Here is a 20,358-nt window from a genome sequence, read left to right on the forward strand (position 1 = left end):
AATGTTATGATGCAACGTCCGAGGAGCGTTGCGACGAAGAAATTCGCCAGGCTCGGAATATCCTGCAACTGCGCTCACGTACCTTTTTCAACTGAAAGGAGGGCGTGATGAACGCCGTACTCAAATCGCAACACGACTACACCATCGCCGATATCACTCTGGCCGCATGGGGCGACAAAGAAATCAAGATTGCTGAAACGGAAATGCCTGGCCTGATGGCCATCCGCGAGGAATTCGCGGCAGCGCAGCCCCTGAAAGGTGCGCGCATCACCGGTTCCATCCACATGACCATCCAGACCGCCGTGCTGATCCAGACCCTGGAAGCACTGGGTGCGCAAGTGCGTTGGGCATCGTGCAACATTTACTCCACGCAAGATCACGCTGCCGCCGCCATCGCTGCCGCCGGCACGCCTGTGTTCGCCATCAAGGGCGAGTCGCTGGACGATTACTGGGAATACACGCACCGCATCTTCGAATGGCCGAACGCGGACGGCAAGGCTGTCTACTCGAACATGATCCTCGACGATGGCGGCGATGCTACCTTGCTGCTGCATCTGGGCGTGCGCGCTGAAACCGATCTGTCGGTGCTGGCCAACCCGGGTTCGGAAGAAGAAATCTGCATGTTCAACTCGATCAAGCAACACTTGCTGGTCGACCCGACCTGGTACTCGAAGCGTCTGCCGGAAATCCTCGGCGTGACGGAAGAAACCACCACCGGCGTGCACCGTTTGTATCAAATGCACAAGGATGGCAAGCTGGCTTTCCCTGCGATCAACGTCAACGATTCCGTCACGAAGTCGAAATTCGACAACCTGTACGGTTGCCGCGAGTCGCTGGTCGATGGCATCAAGCGCGCCACCGACGTGATGATCGCCGGCAAAGTGGCCGTCATCGCCGGTTACGGTGATGTCGGTAAAGGTTCGGCACAAGCCATGCGCGCCCTGTCGGCGCAAGTATGGGTGACGGAAGTCGATCCGATCTGCGCACTGCAGGCGGCGATGGAAGGCTACCGCGTGGTGACCATGGATTACGCCTGCGAACATGGCGACATCTTCGTTACCTGCACCGGCAACTATCACATCCTCACGCACGATCACCTGACGCGCATGAAAGACCAGGCCATCGTCTGCAACATTGGTCACTTTGACAATGAAATCGACGTTGCTTCGTTGAAGCAATACGAGTGGGAAAACATCAAGCCGCAAGTCGACCACATCATCTTCCCGTCGGGCCGCCGCATCATCCTGCTGGCCGAAGGCCGCCTGGTCAACCTCGGCTGCGGTACGGGCCACCCGTCGTACGTGATGAGCTCGTCGTTTGCCAACCAGACGATCGCCCAGATCGAGCTGTACGCGAACACGGCCAACTACCCTGTCGGCGTGTACACCCTGCCGAAACACCTGGATGAAAAAGTCGCCCGCTTGCAACTCAAAAAGTTGAATGCGCAGCTGACGGAACTGACGCAAGAGCAAGCCGACTACATCGGCGTGCGCACGGAAGGTCCATACAAACCAGAGCACTACCGCTATTAATTTGGCTGCTTGCCTCGGGAACCTACTGCGCGGCGCGGGGCGCGGCCGGCGATGCTCGCTGTACATAAAGTACAGCTGCGCTTCTCGGCCACACCGCGCATCCGCTCGCTACGGTTCGCGAGGCAACAAGGCACACTTGTGTAATCTGAAAAGTCCGGCGGTCGCCGGTCTATTATCATTTTTGACAGGCTAGAGAAATGCGCTTGCTACTGATTTGGTTTATCAATGCGGCAGCCCTGTTTGCCGTCCCATACCTGATGCACTCGGTGACGATGAGCAGCGGCTGGACCGCGCTGCTGGCCGCTGCCGTGCTGGGACTGGTCAATGCGCTGATCCGCCCCTTGCTGATCCTGCTGACCCTGCCCGTGACGTTTTTGTCGCTGGGCCTGTTCATTTTGATCATCAACGGCTTCCTGTTCTGGCTGGTGGCGCAGGTGATCGATGGTTTCCATGTCGCCAGTTTCTGGTCTGCCGTGGGTGGTGCCATTGTGTACAGCATCATTTCCTGGGCCCTGTCGACCTTACTTTTGAGTAATGACGATGGAAAAGCATAATTTCAGTATTGAGTTTTTCCCGCCGAAAACCCCGGAAGGGGCGGAAAAGCTGCGCGCCACGCGTGTCAAGTTGTCTGAATTGAATCCGAAGTATTTCTCGGTGACGTTCGGCGCCGGTGGCACCACGCAGCAGGGTACGCTCGATACCGTGCGCGAGATCCTGGCGGCCGGCGAACAGGCCGCACCGCACCTGTCTTGCGTCGGCGGCTCGCGCGCATCGATCCGCGCCGTGCTGGCCGACTTCAAGGCGGCCGGCGTGAGCCGTATCGTGGCCTTGCGCGGCGACTTGCCGAGCGGCTACGGCGCCTCGGGCGAGTTTCGCTATGCCAACGAGCTGGTGGAATTCATCCGCGCCGAGACGGGCGACCATTTCCATATCGAAGTGGCCGCCTATCCGGAAATGCACCCGCAAGCCCGGTCGCCGCAGGACGACCTGCAGGCGTTTGCGCGCAAGGTGCAAGCCGGCGCCGATGCGGCCATCACCCAGTACTTCTACAATGCCGACGCGTATTTCCAGTTTGTCGAGCAGACGCAGAAGATGGGCATCAACGTACCTATCGTGGCCGGCATCATGCCGATCACGAACTACACGCAGCTGATGCGCTTTTCGGACATGTGCGGTGCGGAAATTCCTCGCTGGGTGCGTCTGAAACTGGCCAGCTTCGGCGACGACAGCGTGTCCATCAAGGCCTTTGGCCTGGACGTGGTGACGGGCTTGTGCGAACGCTTGCTGGAAGGCGGTGCGCCAGGCTTGCATTTCTATAGCATGAATCAGGCGGCGCCCACTACCGCACTGTGGCAGCGGCTGGTCAAGTAATCGCTCGGGCTTATCGCGCCTGACAGTAAAGATCGCCCTCGGTCATGATGTGATCGAGGGCGATGTCATATGTGCCGTTGGGAAAGCTGGCCGCCAGGCAGGCATAGGCGATGCCCAGGGTGCGCGGACGCGGCGTAGCCGCCAGGGTACGGTCGTAGTAGCCGCCGCCATAGCCGAGACGATACCGTTCCCCATTGAATCCCAGGCAGGGCACCAGCAGGGTGGCTGGTGCCGGGCGCAGGCGCAACTGGGCCGGCACGGCCACGCCCATGCCATCTTTCACCATCGCTTCGCCTGGCCTCCAGTCGGAAAATGCCAGCGGCGCATGCTTTTCCAGCACTACCGGCAAGCTTAATTGCACGCCGCGCGCGGCCAGCTGCGCATACGCGCCGTGCAAGTCCGGCTCGCCATGCAGGGGCCAGTACACGCCCAGTTCCTTGACGTTTTCTTGCGCGCACCAGTCCAGCAGGCGCTGCGCGATGGCCGCATCCCACCCTGCGCGCGTGGCGTCGGGCAGGGCGCGGCGGGCCGCCAGCAGGGCCTTGCGCAAGCCGGCTTTGTCCTGTGGCGCAATGGGTGGCCGTGTAGCCGGATCGCATGTTATTCTAGGGTCGCTATTCATATCACCATCAAGTTAAGATTGAGAGTCGTACATTGATTTCCCCACTGAAATGGATTGCCGGCACGATGCTGTGTGTTGCATCGGCCTTGTCTCCCCTGGCCGCCCTGGCCCAGGTATCGGCCAGCGCAACGCCTGCCGCCCCCGACACGCGCAGCGAGGACGATGCCTTCCTGCTGCTGCGCGATGCCGCGCGCAAGGATGACGCCGAAAAAGCCGACTTTTATGCGGGGCGCCTGACGAACTACCAGATTCCATCGTATGTTGACTATTATCGGCTGAAACCGCGCATCAAGCAGCTGAGCGAAGCGCAATTTCGCGATTACCTGAACCGCTACAAGGGCAGCGCCATCGCCGACCGTTTCCGCAACGACTGGCTGCTGGAGCTGGGCCGCAAGCGCGACTGGGTCGTGTTTGACGAGCAATATCCACAATTCGCGCTCGATGACGACACCCAGCTCAAGTGCTACGCACTGATGTCGCGCGCCGCCAAAGGCCAGAACGTGGCGTCCGAGGCGCGCAACCTGCTGCTGTCGCCGCCTGGCTATGGCGAAGCGTGCGGCAGCCTGATCGCCGTCCTGGCGCAAAATGGCCAGTTCGATACGAACGACCTGTGGGCGCAGATCCGCCTGGCGGGCCAGACGAATGCCACGGGCCCGGCGCGTCGCATCGCGCTGCTGCTGGGCGCGTCCGACGCGAAGATGGCGCAAGCGATCGACTTGCCGGCGCTGATGCTGGCCAAGAGCGCGGGCGCCAGTCGTGCCGACCATGAAATGTACCTGGTGGCCGTGGGCCGCATGGCGAAAAGCACCTTGAAGCTGGGCGTGGTGGCGCTGCAAAAGGCGAGTGCGCAACTGACGCCGCAGGAGCAAGCCATCGGCTGGGCCAGCCTGGCCTTGCAGGCATCGTATTCGCTGGCGCCGGAAGCGTTTGACTATTGGCAAAAATCCAATGGCGCGCCATTGACCCAGGAGCAGATGCAGTGGAAAACGCGCATTGCCTTGCGCGAAGGCAACTGGCCCATGGTCAAGGCCTCCATCCAGGCCATGCCGGCCTCCCTGCGCACGGACCCCACCTGGGTCTACTGGCTGGCGCGCGCGCAGCAGGCGGAAACGCCGGGCCGCCCGAATGCGCAAGCCGACACCCTGTATCGCACGATTAGCGAACAATCGAATTTCTATGGCTTGCTGGCCAATGAAGAGCTGGGCAACCATCTGGTCTTGCCGCCGCCGGGCCAGCCCGTCAGCCCCGCGGAAATCGCCGCCATGGCCGCCAATCCGGGCTTGCAGCGTGCCTTGAAATTTTTCAACATGCGCTTGCGCTTCGAAGGCACGCGTGAGTGGAACTGGGAATTGCGTTCGATGACGGATCGCCAGCATCTGGCGGCTGCGGAATTTGCGCGCCAGAACAATGTGCTCGACCGCATGGTCAACACCTCGGACCGCACGCGCCTGGAAGTCGATTACACACAGCGTTACCCGACGCCGCACGACGACGTCATGCATCCGGCCACGCAAACCCTGGGCCTCGACAAAGCCTGGGTGTATGGCTTGATCCGCCAGGAATCGCGCTTCATCATGGATGCACAGTCGCATGTGGGCGCTTCGGGCCTGATGCAGGTCATGCCATCGACGGCCCGCTACGTCGCCAAGAAGATCGGCCTCACCGATTTCGTCACGGAAACTTTGAGCGATGTGCGCACCAACGTCTTGCTGGGCACGAATTACCTGAACATGGTGCTGGGCGGTCTCGACGGTTCGCAAGTGCTGGCCAGCGCCGCCTACAACGCGGGACCGGGGCGCTTGCGCATCTGGCGCGCCACCATGACGCGTCCGCTGGAAGGCGCCGTCTTCGCCGAGATCATTCCGTACACGGAAACGCGCGGGTATGTGAAAAACGTGATGGCCAACGCCACGTATTATGCGGCCCTGTTCGATAAGCGACCGCAGTCGCTGAAAGCGCGCCTGGGTACCGTGGGACCGAAAAACAGCGCCATCGCGGCCGACTTGCCTTGAACCTTCCCTGGAATAGCTGATTATGCAAACGACCATCCTTGATCCCAGCCTGACGCAAACCCTGGCCGCCGCGCGCGAGCCGGGCCTGACCCTCATCATTGGCAACAAGAATTATTCGTCCTGGTCGATGCGCCCGTGGGTCGCCATGACGGCGTTCGGCATCCCGTTCCAGGAAGTGCGCGTGCTGCTCGACCAGAGTGACACGGCCACCAAAATCGCCGAGTATTCGGCCTGCGGCCGGGTCCCCGTGCTGCTGGCGGGCGAGATCACGATCTGGGATAGCCTGGCCATCTGCGAATACCTGGCCGAGCAGTTTCCCGATAAACACATGTGGCCGCAGGACGTGGCCGCGCGCGCCATGGCGCGCTGTGTCTGCGCGGAAATGCATTCCGGTTTCGCCGGCTTGCGCACGGACATGTCGATGAATATCAAGGCCAAGTTGCCGGGACGGGGCCGCACGGCCGCCGCGCAGGCGGACATCGGCCGCATCAGCGAAATCTGGGAAGAGTGTTTATCGCGCTTTGGCCACCACCAGTTCCTGTTCGGCGACTTTTCCATCGCCGATGCGTATTTCGCTCCCGTTGTCATGCGTTTTCGCACGTATGGCGTGAGCCTGGCGCCGGCGCTGAACGCGTATTGCGAGCGCGTGCAGGCGCACCCGGCCGTGGCCCGCTGGATCACGGAAGCGCTGGCGGAAACGGAAGTGGCGCCTAAGCACGACGCGGAATTACCTGATTAAGAGAAGTTCTATGAAGATTTACACGGTCGGTGGTGCGGTGCGCGACCAACTGCTAGGCTTGCCCGTCAAAGACCACGACCACGTTGTCGTCGGCGCCACGCCTGAAGACATGCTGCGCCAGGGTTTTCGCCCCGTCGGCAAGGATTTCCCCGTCTTCCTGCACCCGAAGACGCAGGAGGAATACGCCTTGGCCCGCACGGAACGCAAGACGGCGCCCGGCTACCGGGGCTTTGTCTTCCATACGGCGCCCGACGTCACGCTGGAAGACGACCTGGTGCGGCGCGACCTCACCATCAACGCCATCGCGCAAGCGGAAGACGGCAGCCTGACCGACCCGTTCGGCGGTATTCAGGATATCCAGCATAAAATCTTCCGCCACGTCTCCGACGCGTTTGGCGAAGACCCCGTGCGCATCTTGCGCCTGGCCCGCTTTGCCGCCCGCTTCGACACTTTTACGGTGGCACCGGCCACCATGGAACTGATGCGCAAGATGGTGGCCGACGGCGAAGTCGATGCCCTGGTGGCCGAGCGCGTGTGGCAGGAAGTGGCGAAAGGATTGATGGAAGCGCGCCCATCGCGCATGCTGACGGTGCTGCAGGAATGCGGCGCGCTGGTGCGCATCATGGGGGAAATTCAGCTGAGCGAACGTTTGCTGCAGGTCATCGACCATGCCGCCGCGCAGGGCCTTGACTTGCCGGTGCGCTTCGCCACCCTGACGCTACATATGAGCAAGGATGCCATCGAGCAATTGAGCGAGCGCCTGCGCGTGCCCAACGAGTGCCGCGAGCTGGCCGTCATGGCGGCGCGCGAGCTGGAGCATATCAATGGCGCCTTGACGCTGAGCGCCGAAGCCATCGTCGCCTTGTGCGAACGCTGCGACGGCTTGCGCAAGCCGCAGCGCTTTGCGCAACTGCTGCAAGCGGTGGCGTGCGATGGGCTGGTCGCGGGCGATTTCCCGCAAGCGGCGCGGCTGCAGGGCGGACTGGACGCGGCGCGCGCCGTCAACGCGGGCGCGCTGGCGCAAGGCTGCACGGAGCCGAAACGCATCCCCGAAGTCATCCATGCGGCGCGGGTGGCGGCCGTGCAGGCATTCCTGGCCCAGGCTTGAATGGCGGGAATAGGCTACAATGGCGCCACAATGTTGCACTGCACAATATCGGCCTGACGGGCCGCAGCACCGCCCCAGGAGTCGTCGTGACCTTACCCAAGCTGTTTCAAAATCCGTTTCGCCGCTGGCTCAGTCGTAGCGGCGGCGGGCGTCCGAGCGTACTGGTCAAGCAGTTGCATGAGCGCGACCGGCGCCGCATGATGAAGCATTTCCTGTCGCTGGAGAAAAGCGACCGCCTGCTGCGTTTCGGCAGCACCTTGCCCGATGAACTCGTCGCCCAGTACGTGCAGAAGATGGATTTCTCGCGCGACATGATTTATGGCGTCTACAACAGCCTGTTCAAGCTGGTGGGCGTGGGCCATCTGGCGTTCGCGCCGAAAGACAAGTCGCCGGCGAAAAGTGTCGTGACAGACAAGGAGCAGGTGGCCGAGTTTGGCGTGTCCGTGTCGAAATCCATGCGCGGCATGGGCGTCGGTTCGAAACTGTTCGAGCGGGCGGCGATACACTGCCGCAACAACGATGTCGATACCCTGTACATGCATTGTTTGTCGTCGAACAAGACGATGATGCATATCGCCAAGAAAGCGGGCATGGAAATCCAGCGCGACTATGGCGAAGCTGATGCTTATTTGAAACTATTGCCGCCGAACCCGAGCAGCATGCTGCAGGAAGCCGTACAGGAGCAGTTTGCCATGTTCGACTACACGCTCAAGGCGAACGCGCGCGCCGCATTCAAACTGTGGGATCGCTTGCCGGGGCGCAAGAAGAAGCCCGAGCCACCGTCACCGCCGTCACAGTAAGGGCAGGGCCGTCGTATCCTTGATGCGCTGCAAGGCAAAGCTCGATTTCACGTCCAGCACGGCCGGGTGGCGCAACAGGGTCGCCATCATGAAGCGCGAAAAGTGCTCCATGTCTTCCACATGCACGCGTAATAGATAATCCATTTCGCCCGTCATCGCATAGCAGGCCACCACTTCCGGCCAATGCGCCACGGCCACGGCGAAGTCGGCGCGCGGCGAGGTATTCGTCACCAGGTTGGGCGCCAGCACGCGCGCCGTGCTGTGCGCGGTGGCGTCACTGTGCTTTTCCAGGCGCACATTCACATAGGCGAGCAAGCCCAGACCGATCTTTTCCGGGTCCAGCAGGGCTACGTACTGGCGGATGACGCCCGCTTCTTCCAGCCGTTTGACGCGGCGCAAGCATGGCGACGGCGACAGGCTGACCTGTTCGGCCACGTCCTGATTCGACAGGCGGCCATCGGCCTGCAGGACGGCAAGGATCTTGCGGTCTGTTTTATCCAGCGTAATTTTGCTCATGCTCCCTCCGGTGGTTCTCGTTTCACGCAATATTATTGCGCAAATCATGATTGTTCGGGAGATCTTTGGCATTTAATGCCCGTGAGCCACGCCTATACTGTGCGCTACTTCTTGGAGGAGACATCATGCAATTTCAGCCTTGGGATAACCCGATGGGTACCGATGGTTTCGAGTTCGTCGAGTATGCAGCACCAGACCCAAAAGCATTGGGCAAGCTGTTCGAGAACATGGGCTTCACGGCCATCGCGCGCCACCGCCACAAGGATGTGACCCTGTATCGCCAGGGCGACATCAATTTCATCATCAATGCCGAACAAGATTCGTTCGCTCAGCGTTTTGCTCGCCATCACGGCCCGTCCGTGTGCGCCATCGCCATCCGTGTCGACGACGCAGCCTTTGTGTACCGCCGCGCGCTGGAACTGGGCGCCTGGGGTTTCGATAACAAAACAGGTCCGATGGAGCTGAATATCCCCGCCATCAAGGGCGTGGGCGATTCGCTGCTGTACTTCGTCGACCGCTGGCGTGGCAAGGGCGCCGACAAGGAAGGCGCCGCTGCACCGGGCGGTATCGGCGACATCAGCATCTATGACGTCGACTTCGTCGCCATTCCCGGCGCCGTTGCCAACCCGGTCGGCCATGGCCTGACCTATATCGACCACCTGACGCACAATGTGCACCGTGGCCGCATGAAGGAATGGGCGACGTTCTATGAAAGCCTGTTCAACTTCCGCGAAGTGCGCTATTTCGACATCGAAGGCAAGCTGACGGGCCTCAAGTCGAAGGCCATGACTTCGCCCTGCGGCAAGATTCGCATCCCGATCAACGAATCGTCGGACGACAAGTCGCAGATCGCCGAATACCTGGACCAGTACCATGGCGAAGGCATCCAGCACATCGCGCTGGGCACGGACAATATCTACGCTTCCGTGCAAGGCATGCGCGACACTGGCATCGACTTCCAGGACACCATCGAGACGTATTACGAGCTGGTCAACCGCCGCCTGCCGAACCACGGCGAGCAGCTGGAAGAACTGCGCCGTCTGCGCATCCTGATCGATGGCCACAGCACGGAAACGGAACGCGAACTGTTGCTGCAAATTTTCACGCAGACGGTGATCGGCCCGATCTTCTTCGAGATCATCCAGCGCAAGGGCGACCAGGGCTTTGGCGAAGGTAATTTCCGCGCCCTGTTCGAATCGATCGAGCTGGACCAGATCAAGCGCGGCGTGCTGAAAGATACGAGCGCGGCGTAAGCCGACTCATGCCCGGGATGTCGGATTACGCTGCGCTAATCCGACCTACAGCTGGGGCCAGTAGGTCGGGTTAGCCAGAATGGCGTAACCCGACATGCCCGCAAAAAAAAGCACTAAAAAGCAGCAAAAAGTACAAACACGGGAGTGCAGTGCAGCAAAAGAACCGCGCGCATTCCTGTGGTAGTCTACGACAAACAAGTCATTTTTCCGCACCGGCATGCTCACAAAGCGCGGCCGGTACGTGTGAGTTCAACCGACTTTGCACGCGTAGCACCGAGAATAATGGAGACAAGTAATGAATGCACCAATCAAGGGCTCGAGTCTTGAGCCGGGCGCGCACGCGTCTGAAATTTCCCTGAACGACAAATACACGCTGGAGCGTGGCCGCGCCTTCATGACGGGCACGCAAGCGCTGATCCGCCTGCCCATGCTGCAGCGCGAGCGCGATCTCAAGGCTGGCCTGAATACGGCCGGCTACATCACCGGTTACCGCGGTTCGCCTGTGACGTCCGTCGACATGACGGCGATCAAGGCCAAGAAATACCTCGATGAACACCACGTCAAATTCCACCCGGGCCTGAACGAAGACCTTGCCGCTACGGCTGTCTGGGGCACGCAGCAAACGAATCTGTTCGAAGACGCGAAATACGACGGCGTATTTGGCATGTGGTATGGCAAGGGCCCCGGCGTGGACCGCTGCGGCGACGTTTTTAAACACGCGAATAACGCCGGTTCCGCCAAGCATGGCGGCGTGCTGGTACTGGCCGGCGACGACCATGCGGCCAAATCCTCGTCCACGGCGCACCAGTCCGACCATATCCTGAACGCCTGTGGCATTCCCGTACTGTACCCGTCATCGGTACAGGAATACATCGACTACGGCTTGCACGCCTGGGCCATGAGCCGCTATACGGGGCTATGGGTGTCGATGAAATGCGTGACCGACATCATCGAGTCGGGCGCCGCCGTCGACTTCGACCCGGACCGCGTGCAGATCGTGCTACCCACCGACTTCGAGATGCCGGCCGGTGGCTTGAACATCCGCTGGCCCGATACGGTGCTGGAACAAGAAGTTCGCATGAACAGCTACAAATGGTATGCGGCGCTGGCGTATGCGCGTGCCAACAAGCTCAATAAAATCATCTGGGACAGCCCGAAGGCGCGCATCGGCATCATCACGGCTGGCAAATCCTACCTGGACACGCGCCAGGCGCTGGCCGACCTGGGCATCGATGAGCAGACTGCGTCCGACATCGGCATCCGCCTTTACAAGATTGGCATGACCTGGCCGCTGGAAGCGGATGGCGTGCATGAATTTGCCAAGGGCCTCGATGAAATCCTGGTGGTGGAAGAAAAGCGCCAGATCCTTGAATACGCGCTGAAGGAAGAACTGTATAACCTGAAGGATGGCGAGCGTCCGCGCGTGGTCGGCAAGTTCGACGACACGGGCGAATGGAGCAACCAGAAGGGCACCGGTCATGGCGACTGGCTGCTGCCGGCCACGTATGAACTGAACCCGGCCATGATCGCCCGCGCGATTGCCAGCCGCATTTCGCGCTACTACGCGGGCCATCCCGTCGAGCAGCGCGTGAAGGAGCGCATCGCCTACCTGGAAGCGAAAGAAAACGTCCTCAAGGCCATCAGCGTGAAACCCGATCCGCAAAAGGACCGCACGCCATTCTTTTGCTCCGGCTGCCCGCACAATACCTCGACCAAGGTACCGGAAGGCTCGCGCGCGCTGGCCGGCATCGGCTGCCATTACATGGTGCTGTGGATGGATCGCGAGACGTCGACGTTTACCCACATGGGCGCCGAAGGCGTCACCTGGGTGGGGCAGGCGCCGTTCACGAATGAAAAGCACGTGTTTACCAACCTCGGTGACGGCACGTATTTCCACTCGGGCATCCTGGCCATCCGCGCCGCCGTCTCGGCCAAGGTGAACATCACTTATAAAATTCTGTTCAACGATGCGGTGGCCATGACGGGCGGCCAGGAATTCGACGGCCCTCTATCGCCGGCCATCATCTCGCGCCAGATCGCCGCCGAAGGCGTCGGTCCCATCATCGTCGTCACCGACGAACCGGAAAAATACCCGGACGATTACGCCTGGGCGGAAGGCGTCACCGTGCGCCACCGTTCGGAACTGATGGACGTGCAGCGCGAACTGCGCGACATGCCCGGCGTGTCGGCCATGATCTACGACCAGACCTGTGCCTCGGAAAAACGCCGCCGCCGGAAACGCAATGAGTATCCGGACCCGGCCAAGCGCGCCGTCATCAACGAAGCCGTCTGCGAAGGTTGCGGCGACTGTTCCGTGCAATCGAACTGCCTGTCGGTGGAACCGCTGGAAACGGACTTGGGGCGCAAGCGCCAGATCAACCAGTCGTCCTGCAACAAGGATTTCTCGTGTACGACGGGTTTCTGCCCCAGCTTCGTGACGGTGGAAGGCGGCGGCTTGAAAAAGCCGAAGAAGGCAGCTGCTGCCGACAAGGATGCGCCCGCCGCGCCGGCCTTGCCGACACCCACCATTCCCTCGACGGCGGAACCGTTCGGCATTTTAGTGACCGGCATCGGCGGCACGGGCGTGGTCACCGTCGGCCAGATCCTGGCCATGGCAGCGCACGTGGAAGGCAAGGGCTGTTCCGTGCTGGACATGAGCGGCCTGGCGCAAAAGGGCGGCCCCGTGATGTCGCACGTGCGCCTGGCGGACCGCCAGGAAGATATCCATTCGACCCGCGTCGGCACCGGTGCGGCCGATCTCGTCATCGGCTGCGACCTGATCGTCACGGCCAGCCGCGATGCTTTGTCGCGCATGGGAGAAGGACGCAGCTGGGCCATGATCAACTCGACCAGTTCGTCGACGGCCGCCTTCGTGAAGAACCCGGACTGGCAATTCCCCGGCGCTTCCGCACGCATGGAAATTGAAAAGGCCTGCGGCAGCGACCACGTCGACTTCATCGACGCGGGCCAGATCGCGACGGCGCTGATGGGCGACTCTATCGCGACGAATATGTTCATGCTCGGCTACGCCTGGCAAAAGGGCAAAGTGCCGCTCACCGAAGCGTCCATCATGAAAGCCATCGACTTGAACAACGTCTCGGTGGCGTTCAACAAGGCCGCCTTCAACTGGGGCCGCGCGGGCGCCCACGATACGGCCAGCCTGGTGCGCATGACGACGCCAGCGAAAGTGGTGGAATTCAAGCGCATCGACACGCTCGACGACATCATCGAAAAACGCGTGGCCCTGCTGACTGCCTACCAGGACCGCGCGTATGCGCAGCAATACCTGGACTTCATCAAACAGGTGCGCGCCGCCGAAAGCGCCCTGAATGGCCCGCACTTGCGCCTGACGGAAGCGGTGGCCCGCTACTTCTACAAGTTGATGGCTTACAAGGACGAGTACGAAGTGGCGCGCCTGTACACGGACGGCGCCTTCCAGGCGAAGATTGCCGCCATGTTCGAAGGCGACATCAAGCTCAAATTCCACCTGGCGCCACCGATCATGGCGAAGACGGATGCCCAGGGCCATCTGATCAAGAAGGAATATGGCCCGTGGATGCTGAAGGCCTTCGGCGTGCTGGCCAAGTTCAAGGGCTTGCGTGGCACGGCCTTTGACGTGTTTGGCCATACGGCCGAGCGCAAGATGGAGCGCGCGCTGATTCTTGAATACCGCGCGACGGTGGGCGGCTTGCTGCCCAAGCTGACGACGGCCAAGCTGGCGCAAGCCGTGGCCATTGCCAGCATTCCCGAAGACATCCGCGGCTATGGCCACGTGAAGGAGCGTCATTTGAAGGCGGCGAAAGAGAAGGAAGCCAGCTTGTTGATCGCCTTCAATGCGCCGGCGCCGCTGCCGCCCATCGTGGCAGCACCCGTGGCGGCCAGCGTGGCGTGATGGTGTGAACTTCATGTTGTAGCAATGGCGCCTGCGGGCGCCATTTTTTTGTGTCAAAGAAAACAACGTTTGTTTGTAAAACGCCTTATAATTTTTCGATAATTTCTTTATGGAAAGTTTGTCATGCGTTCCCTGCGTTTTTCCGCCCTGGCAGTGCCCCTTGCTCGTCCTGTTGTCCTTTCCTTTGCATTGCTGTTGAGCGCCTGCGGCGGCGGTGGCGGCAGCAGCGGCAGTGCGGCCATCGTGCCGCCCGTGACGCCGACGGGTCCCACCGCGCTGGTGGCTTCTTCCACGGTCGCGAACCGCTGCGCGGCGCCGCGCAGCGGCAGCGGCATCGACAAGCCGGGCACCTTGCTCGATGAACTGACGTGGGTGCGCAGCTGGATCGATGAAACCTATCTGTGGTACCGCGAAGTGCCGACCACCTACCAGCCGCAGAGCTTTGCTACGCCCATCGCGTATTTCGACGTGCTGAAAACCACGGCCACGACGGCGTCCGGCAAGCCCAAGGACCGCTTCCATTTCACGTATACGACGGCCGAATGGGAAGCCTCGCTCAATGGCGTGGAGCTGGGCTACGGCATGTTGCTGGCGCTGACGCGTACCACGCCGCCGCGCACGGCCGTGATCTCGATCGTCGAGCCAGGCTCGCCGGCCGACCTGGCGGGCTTGCGGCGCGGCGACGTGCTGCAAACCGTCGACGGCGTCGATTTCGTCAATGCCCCCGACACGGCCAGCGTGCAGACCATCAATGCTGCCCTGTTCCCGGAGGCGCAAGGCACGCACACGCTGGGATTTGGCCGTGGCGGAACGGTGCTGAGCGCCACCCTGCAGGCGGTCGAGGTCAATACGAGTGCCGTGCAAAACGAGCGCATCATCGACACGCCCACGGGCAAGGTGGGCTACCTGACCTTCAATACGCATAACAACGTGGCCGAACGCCAGCTGGCCGAAACCATGCGCCGCTTCCAGGCGGCCGGCATCAGCGACCTGGTGCTCGACGTGCGCTACAACGGCGGCGGCTACCTCGATGTCGCCAGCGAGCTCGCTTACATGATTGCCGGTCCGCAAGTCACCACCGGCAAGACCTTCGAGCAGGTGCTGGTCAATGACAAGACGCGGCCGGAAGCGCCCGTGCCCTTCCATGCGCAAAGCCAGGGCTTTCCCGCGCCCAACCCGCTGCCCAAGGGCACGCCGCTGCCCTCGCTGGGCCTCAAGCGCGTGACCTTGCTGACAACGGGCAATACCTGCTCGGCCAGCGAAGCCATCATCAACGGCTTGCGCGGCGTGGACGTGCAGGTCAACCTGATCGGCGGCACGACGTGCGGCAAGCCCTACGGTTTCTATCCCACGCCGAATTGCGGCACCACGTATTTTGCCGTGCAGTTCCAGGGCGTCAACGCCAAGGGCTTTGGCGACTTTGCCGATGGCATGGCGCCGACTTGCGACGTGGCGGACGATTACCAGCACCAGCTGGGCGACGCGGCCGAAGGCATGCTGGCGGCGGCGCTGCGCTATCGCAGCAGCGGCAGCTGCACGCCGGCCACGGGCGCCATCAGGCTGTTGAGTTCGGTGCAGAGTCCGGCCGACACGGCCACGCGCCTGTTGCGGCCGTCTTACAAGGAAATTGCCGTCATGTATCGCTAAGGCGCATGTTTCTGCCATGAACTAGCTTGGGCGGCTGGCATTTTCCTGCTCAAGAATCTTTCTATATAACAATTTTGATATATAGAAAGATGAATCGATTCGTTCTGGAATGACTGGCATTTTGCTATCTTGCCGCTTTTCTCCCACCTTGAGAAGCGCAACGATGTCGAAACAGTTCAAGTTAACACCGCTCAGCCTTGGCGTACTGGCCATCCTGGGCGGCACCGCATGGCAGGCGCACGCGCAAACGCAAGCGCCCGCAGCGGATCAGCAGGCAGCGGCCACCCCGCCAGCCGTCGTGGTCACCGGTTCGCGCATTCCCCGCGCCAGCCTGGAAGGCCCGTCTTCCGTCACCATCCTGACCGGCGATGAAATCACCAAGCAGGGCTACAAGAACGTCTTCGACGCGCTGACCAATCAAGTGCAGAACAGCGGCTTTACGCAAGGCGAAGATTACGGCAACACCTTCACGCCGTCGGCCAATACCATCAGCCTGCGCGGCCTGGGGCCGAACCACACGCTGATCCTGCTGAACGGCCGCCGCCTGGCTGACTTCCCCATCGCTTATGACGGCGCGGTCAACTTTACCAACCTGGCGAACATCCCGGCTAGCATTGTCGAGCGCATCGAGATTCTCAATGGCGGCGCCTCGGCCATCTATGGCTCGGACGCGATTGCCGGCGTGGTCAACGTGATCCTGAAAAAACAGACGGAAGGCTTCGATATCAACGTCAAGCTGGGCGGCACCTCGCGCGGCGGCGCCGGCAACCAGCGCGTGCAGTTGACGGGCGGCGGCAATGTCGACAAGCTGCACACCCTGTTCAGCGTGGAACTGAGCCAGCGCGACCCGCTGTGGAGCATGGACCGCGACTTCATGAGCAGCCGCTCCGGCGTGCCGACGACGATCGCCGCGCGCCGCACCCTGGTAAAAGACAACTATGTCGACCTGGGCGACACCTGCGGCCAGTTCGGCGACATGTTCGGCGGCAGCGTCAGCAAGTATACGGCGGCAAACGGCAGCTATTGCGCCAGCCCGAAAGCCCGTCCGACCTTCTGGACCACGCAGACGAAAAACCAGAGCCAGAACGTGTTCGGCAGCGTCAATTACGAGCTCGATGCCGACACCACCCTGTTTGCCGATGTCCTGATCGGCAAGAACAAGACCGTCAACAATACGCGCGGCCCATCGTGGACCTCGGCTTCGCTGAACGGCAATTCCTTCCTGAACCAGAACAGCGGCGCCTACGAAGAGTGGACGCGCTTTATCTCGCCCGAGGAAATCGGCGGCGTGCAGCGCTACAACCGCAGCTGGGAGGACCTGGCCACGGCCATCTCGCTGGGCGCCAAGGGCCGCATTCCGGGCAGCGCCTGGCAATATGAGGCGAACTATAACGCCTCGGTCTACACGAGCGAAGCCCACCGGCCGCAATTGCGCTCGAACATCGACAGCTTCTTCCTGGGACCGAAGCTGGGCACGGACGCCAAGGGCGTGGCCATTTACGCGCCCGATCCCGCGCGCCTGTCGCGCCGGCTGACGCCAGCCGAATTCGACAGCATCAGCGGCTACAGCACTAGCCATGACAAGGCGTGGACGAATACCCTGAGCCTGGCGACGAATGGCGATCTGTTCCAACTGCCTGCCGGCACGGCGAAGATCGCCACGATAGCCGAAGCGAGCAAGCAGGGCTTCAGCAACGAACCGGACGCGCGCATCGACGAAGGCTATTTCAATGTCGCCACCGGTTCGGGCGTCACGGCCGGCACCCGTTCGCGCTTTGCGCTGGGCGCGGAATTGAATGTGCCGCTGCATGAAAAGCTGACCGTTACCGTCGCCGGCCGCTATGACCGCTACAGCTTTGCGGGCCGCAAGGAAGGCAAGTTGACGTACAACGGCGGGCTGGAGTTGCGCCCGGCGCCGGAGCTGCTGTTCCGCGCCAACTACGCCACCAGCTTCCGCGCACCGGACATGAATTACATCTACCAGGCCCGCGGCAAAGGCTATTATGCGAGCACCACCGATTACTACCGTTGCGACGCGGCCGGACAGGCCATCGACGGCTGCAAATTCGCCAACCTGTCGCCAGGCGCCGATTACGTGCAGAACGGCAGCCGCGACCTGCAGTCGGAAAAGGGCAAGTCCTTCGGCGTGGGCGCCGTCTGGTCGCCGAGTGCCAATTTCGACGTCTCGGTCGACTACTGGAACATCAAGATCGACGACCTGGTGACGAACCTGAGCGCCGACAAGCTGCTGCGCGACGAATCCGACTGCCGCCTGGGCAAGGCCGACATCGGCTCGCCGACCTGTATCGATACCCTGGGCCGCATCGAACGTTACGCGGCCAATGCCTTGAACAAGGCGGGCGAGATCAAGACCATCACCGTCAATCCGATCAACGCGGCCAAGCAAAGCAGCAGCGGCATTGACGTCAGCCTGAAGTATCTGCTGCGCACGACGGACTATGGCCGCTTTGCCTTCAAGGCCAACTACGCCAAGGTGCTGAGCAAGAAATCGCAGCAATTTGCCGGTGACGAAGAGACCGACGAAACCAAATCGCTGACCAACATGGATTGGCCCGACAAGCTGAACTTGAGCGTCAACTGGGCGGCGGGCGACTGGTCGAATACCTTGCTGGTCAGCCGCTACGGCAAGGTGCCGAATGCCGCCGGCAAGGCTTACCTGACACCGACGGCGCTGGCCAACATCAGCACCGTGTACCGCATCAATGACCGCGCCACCGTTTCGCTGATCGTCAACAACGTGTTCGACAAGATCAAGCGCGACACCAGCAACGGCTGGCCGTACTACCCGATCGGCAATTACAGCCCGCAAGGCCGCCAGGGATGGATTGAGTTCAACTACCATTTTGGCGCGTAATTCACGCTTGCCAGAGCAAGGCCGGAGCAGCTGACGCTGTTCCGGCTTTTTTGTTTGCCACTGCGTTTTTACCTGACAGCCACTCTATAATTGCCCGCTTGTCCCTCTCGATGGAGTTTTTGACCCATGCTACGCCACACCCTGCTGTCCACCGTCCTGTTTACCGTGTTTGCCGCCAGCGCGCACGCCGCTCCCGCCCTGACGACGGTGGCCGAGCGCTCGGGTTTTTTGACGACGGGCCGCTATGCGGAAGTGGAAGCCTTGTGCCGGCAATTCCAGGCGCGCCATCCGAAGCAGGTGCGCTGCGTGGAATTTGGCCGCACACCGGAAAACCGCCCCATGCTGGCGCTGGCCGTATCCAATACGGGCGCGCTGACGCCGGACGCGGCCAAGCTGCGCAAGATACCGGTACTGCTGGTGCAGGGCGGCATCCATGCGGGCGAAATCGATGGCAAGGATGCGGGTTTCCTGGCCCTGCGCGAAGTTTTGGAAGGCAAGGCAGCGCCTGGCGCGCTGGACAAGCAGGTGCTGCTGTTCGTGCCGGTCTTCAATGTCGACGGCCATGAGCGCTTCGGCCAGTGGAATCGGCCGAACCAGCGCGGTCCCGTGGAAATGGGCTGGCGCAGCACGGCGCAAAACTACAATCTGAACCGCGAATACATGAAGGCCGATACGCCCGAGATGCAGCACATGCTGGCACTGGTGAACGCCTGGGACCCGCTGGCCTATGTCGACCTGCACGTCACCGATGGCGCGCAGTTCGAACCCGATATTTCGATCCAGGTGGAACCTGTGCATGCGGGCGATGCGGCCCTGCGCGTGGCGGGAACGGCGCTGCGCGACGGCGTGCTGGCCGATCTGGCCAGGCAGGGCTCGGACCCGAAGCCGTTCTACATTTCGTTTGCCGAGAACGACAATCCGCAATCAGGCTTTGTCGATTCGGCGCCGAACCCGCGCTTCTCGCATGGCTATTTCCTGTTGCGCAACCGCTTCGGTATGCTGGTGGAAACCCACTCGTGGAAGGATTACCCGACCCGCGTGCGCATCACCCGCAACACCATCGTCTCGCTGCTATCGCAAGTGGCCCAGCATGGCGCGCAGTGGCGGCAAACGGCGCTCGAGGCGGACGCGCGCGCCGCCAAGCTGGCCGGCAGCACCTTGCCGCTCACGTATAAAACCACTGAGAAGAGCCGCATGATCGCCTTTCGCGGCTACGCTTACACGCGCACGCCGTCCGAAGTGTCGGGCGCGCTGATGACGCGCTACGATGAAACCACGCCGCAGATATGGAACGTGCCGCTGCGCGACGAGATCGTGCCCGACTTGCAGCAGGCCGCGCCGCAGGCCGGCTACCTGGTGCCCGCCGCGCAGGCGCAGATGGTGGCGGCCAAGCTGCGCCAACATGGCGTGTCCTACCAGGTGCTCGATACCGCGCCGGGCAAGCTGCCGGTCGAAACCTTCCGCGCCACGACGGTGAAATTTGGCGCGCAGTCGTTCGAAGGACGCCAGACGGCAGCCGTGCAGGGCGAGTGGCAGAAAGAGGAGCGCGTGGTCGCTGCGGGCGCGCTGTACGTGCCCGTCAACCAGGCCAAGGCGCGCCTGGTCGTGGCCCTGCTCGAGCCGCGCGCGCCCGATTCCCTGCTGGCCTGGGGCAGTTTCAATACGGCCTTCGAGCGCAAGGAGTACATGGAAGAATACGTGGCCGAAGACGTGGCGCGTGCGCAGCTGGCGGCCGACCCGGCGCTGGCGGCGCAGTTCCACCAGAAGCTGGCCAGCGATCCCGCGTTCGCCAGGAACCCGGCCGCGCGCCTGGAGTTCTTCGCCCGCCGCCACGCTTCCTGGGATGAGCGCCTGAACCTGTATCCGGTGCTGCGCACGGATATCGCGCCGGTGCAGAAATAGGCAAAGCCGCGTCGCCTTGTGAAAATGCAATGTGCGCGGCGCGGGAAATGCTATTGTGCCTGCTTTCCAGGTCAGAAATTCCCGTGGAG

At 61.8% G+C, this 20,358-nt stretch carries 14 protein-coding genes and 1 riboswitch; of the genes, 12 read left to right on the top strand and 2 right to left on the bottom strand.

What is annotated here, in order from left to right; translation table 11 throughout:
• The first annotated feature begins 15 nt into the window (after window positions 1-15).
• Window positions 16-83: riboswitch (S-adenosyl-L-homocysteine riboswitch) on the top strand.
• Between the two features lie 24 nt (window positions 84-107).
• The 3 genes from ahcY (at window position 108) to metF (ending at window position 2,903) form a co-directional block, all read left to right on the top strand.
• Entirely contained in the window at window positions 108-1,532 is a 1,425-nt protein-coding gene (gene ahcY, locus ACQ4WL_RS16195) for an adenosylhomocysteinase (protein WP_436510661.1), read from the top strand.
• A 197-nt stretch (window positions 1,533-1,729) separates the two neighbouring features.
• A complete protein-coding gene (locus ACQ4WL_RS16200) occupies window positions 1,730-2,086 on the top strand; it encodes a phage holin family protein (RefSeq protein ID WP_436510662.1) in 357 nt (118 codons plus the stop codon).
• Window positions 2,073-2,903: a methylenetetrahydrofolate reductase [NAD(P)H] gene (gene metF, locus ACQ4WL_RS16205; RefSeq protein ID WP_436510663.1), complete on the top strand. Its 831-nt coding sequence runs from the start codon at window positions 2,073-2,075 to the stop codon at window positions 2,901-2,903. The genes ACQ4WL_RS16200 and metF overlap by 14 nt, the downstream gene beginning before the upstream one ends.
• A gap of 10 nt (window positions 2,904-2,913) precedes the next feature.
• Here the strand turns inward: metF and ACQ4WL_RS16210 are convergent, their stop codons facing one another.
• Window positions 2,914-3,525 (bottom strand): 5-formyltetrahydrofolate cyclo-ligase, encoded by a 612-nt coding sequence (locus tag ACQ4WL_RS16210; RefSeq protein ID WP_495542730.1) that lies wholly within the window; start codon window positions 3,523-3,525, stop codon window positions 2,914-2,916.
• Window positions 3,526-3,590: 65 nt separating this feature from the next.
• Here ACQ4WL_RS16210 and ACQ4WL_RS16215 point away from each other — a divergent pair, with 65 nt between their 5' ends.
• The 4 genes from ACQ4WL_RS16215 to ACQ4WL_RS16230 all read left to right on the top strand — a co-directional run bounded on the left by ACQ4WL_RS16215 (window position 3,591) and on the right by ACQ4WL_RS16230 (window position 8,184).
• Complete coding sequence (locus ACQ4WL_RS16215; RefSeq protein WP_436510665.1) at window positions 3,591-5,537, top strand: lytic transglycosylase domain-containing protein; 1,947 nt, start codon at window positions 3,591-3,593, stop codon at window positions 5,535-5,537.
• Between the two features lie 22 nt (window positions 5,538-5,559).
• The gene (locus ACQ4WL_RS16220; RefSeq protein WP_436510666.1) at window positions 5,560-6,276 is read left to right on the top strand and encodes a glutathione S-transferase family protein; all 717 of its coding nucleotides are present in this window, start codon (window positions 5,560-5,562) and stop codon (window positions 6,274-6,276) included.
• A 10-nt stretch (window positions 6,277-6,286) separates the two neighbouring features.
• Window positions 6,287-7,384, top strand: a complete 1,098-nt coding sequence (locus ACQ4WL_RS16225; RefSeq protein ID WP_436510667.1) for a tRNA nucleotidyltransferase/poly(A) polymerase-related protein — start codon at window positions 6,287-6,289, stop codon at window positions 7,382-7,384.
• A gap of 86 nt (window positions 7,385-7,470) precedes the next feature.
• The gene (locus ACQ4WL_RS16230) at window positions 7,471-8,184 is read left to right on the top strand and encodes a GNAT family N-acetyltransferase (protein WP_116742988.1); all 714 of its coding nucleotides are present in this window, start codon (window positions 7,471-7,473) and stop codon (window positions 8,182-8,184) included.
• On the opposite strand, the gene ACQ4WL_RS16235 is transcribed toward ACQ4WL_RS16230, so the two are convergent.
• Window positions 8,176-8,700 carry an Lrp/AsnC family transcriptional regulator gene (locus ACQ4WL_RS16235; RefSeq protein WP_070220829.1) on the bottom strand — a complete coding sequence of 175 codons (525 nt, stop codon included), beginning with the start codon at window positions 8,698-8,700 and terminating at the stop codon, window positions 8,176-8,178. The two genes, ACQ4WL_RS16230 and ACQ4WL_RS16235, sit on opposite strands and share 9 nt — an antisense overlap.
• A gap of 125 nt (window positions 8,701-8,825) precedes the next feature.
• Here ACQ4WL_RS16235 and hppD point away from each other — a divergent pair, with 125 nt between their 5' ends.
• The 5 genes from hppD to ACQ4WL_RS16260 all read left to right on the top strand — a co-directional run bounded on the left by hppD (window position 8,826) and on the right by ACQ4WL_RS16260 (window position 20,269).
• A complete protein-coding gene (gene hppD / locus ACQ4WL_RS16240) occupies window positions 8,826-9,953 on the top strand; it encodes a 4-hydroxyphenylpyruvate dioxygenase (RefSeq protein WP_436510668.1) in 1,128 nt (375 codons plus the stop codon).
• 295 nt (window positions 9,954-10,248) lie between these two features.
• A complete protein-coding gene (locus ACQ4WL_RS16245; RefSeq protein WP_436510669.1) occupies window positions 10,249-13,845 on the top strand; it encodes an indolepyruvate ferredoxin oxidoreductase family protein in 3,597 nt (1,198 codons plus the stop codon).
• Window positions 13,846-13,968: 123 nt separating this feature from the next.
• Entirely contained in the window at window positions 13,969-15,492 is a 1,524-nt protein-coding gene (locus tag ACQ4WL_RS16250) for a S41 family peptidase (RefSeq protein WP_436510670.1), read from the top strand.
• Window positions 15,493-15,655: 163 nt separating this feature from the next.
• Window positions 15,656-18,367, top strand: coding sequence for a TonB-dependent receptor plug domain-containing protein (locus ACQ4WL_RS16255; protein ID WP_436510671.1), 2,712 nt, complete (start codon window positions 15,656-15,658; stop codon window positions 18,365-18,367).
• A gap of 126 nt (window positions 18,368-18,493) precedes the next feature.
• A complete protein-coding gene (locus ACQ4WL_RS16260; RefSeq protein WP_436510672.1) occupies window positions 18,494-20,269 on the top strand; it encodes a M14 family metallopeptidase in 1,776 nt (591 codons plus the stop codon).
• Window positions 20,270-20,358 lie beyond the last annotated feature (89 nt).

This window comes from Janthinobacterium kochi, assembly GCF_051380715.1.
Lineage (GTDB): Bacteria > Pseudomonadota > Gammaproteobacteria > Burkholderiales > Burkholderiaceae_D > Janthinobacterium.

Bases quoted from the DNA above. Each gene is read 5' to 3' on its own strand.
- ahcY (WP_436510661.1), top strand. From the start codon at position 108: ATGAACGCCGTACTCAAATCGCAACACGACTACACCATCGCCGATATC.
- ACQ4WL_RS16200 (WP_436510662.1), top strand. From the start codon at position 1,730: ATGCGCTTGCTACTGATTTGGTTTATCAATGCGGCAGCCCTGTTTGCC.
- metF (WP_436510663.1), top strand. From the start codon at position 2,073: ATGGAAAAGCATAATTTCAGTATTGAGTTTTTCCCGCCGAAAACCCCG.
- ACQ4WL_RS16210 (WP_495542730.1), bottom strand. From the start codon at position 3,525: ATGAATAGCGACCCTAGAATAACATGCGATCCGGCTACACGGCCACCC.
- ACQ4WL_RS16215 (WP_436510665.1), top strand. From the start codon at position 3,591: ATGCTGTGTGTTGCATCGGCCTTGTCTCCCCTGGCCGCCCTGGCCCAG.
- ACQ4WL_RS16220 (WP_436510666.1), top strand. From the start codon at position 5,560: ATGCAAACGACCATCCTTGATCCCAGCCTGACGCAAACCCTGGCCGCC.
- ACQ4WL_RS16225 (WP_436510667.1), top strand. From the start codon at position 6,287: ATGAAGATTTACACGGTCGGTGGTGCGGTGCGCGACCAACTGCTAGGC.
- ACQ4WL_RS16235 (WP_070220829.1), bottom strand. From the start codon at position 8,700: ATGAGCAAAATTACGCTGGATAAAACAGACCGCAAGATCCTTGCCGTC.
- hppD (WP_436510668.1), top strand. From the start codon at position 8,826: ATGCAATTTCAGCCTTGGGATAACCCGATGGGTACCGATGGTTTCGAG.
- ACQ4WL_RS16245 (WP_436510669.1), top strand. From the start codon at position 10,249: ATGAATGCACCAATCAAGGGCTCGAGTCTTGAGCCGGGCGCGCACGCG.
- ACQ4WL_RS16250 (WP_436510670.1), top strand. From the start codon at position 13,969: ATGCGTTCCCTGCGTTTTTCCGCCCTGGCAGTGCCCCTTGCTCGTCCT.
- ACQ4WL_RS16255 (WP_436510671.1), top strand. From the start codon at position 15,656: ATGTCGAAACAGTTCAAGTTAACACCGCTCAGCCTTGGCGTACTGGCC.
- ACQ4WL_RS16260 (WP_436510672.1), top strand. From the start codon at position 18,494: ATGCTACGCCACACCCTGCTGTCCACCGTCCTGTTTACCGTGTTTGCC.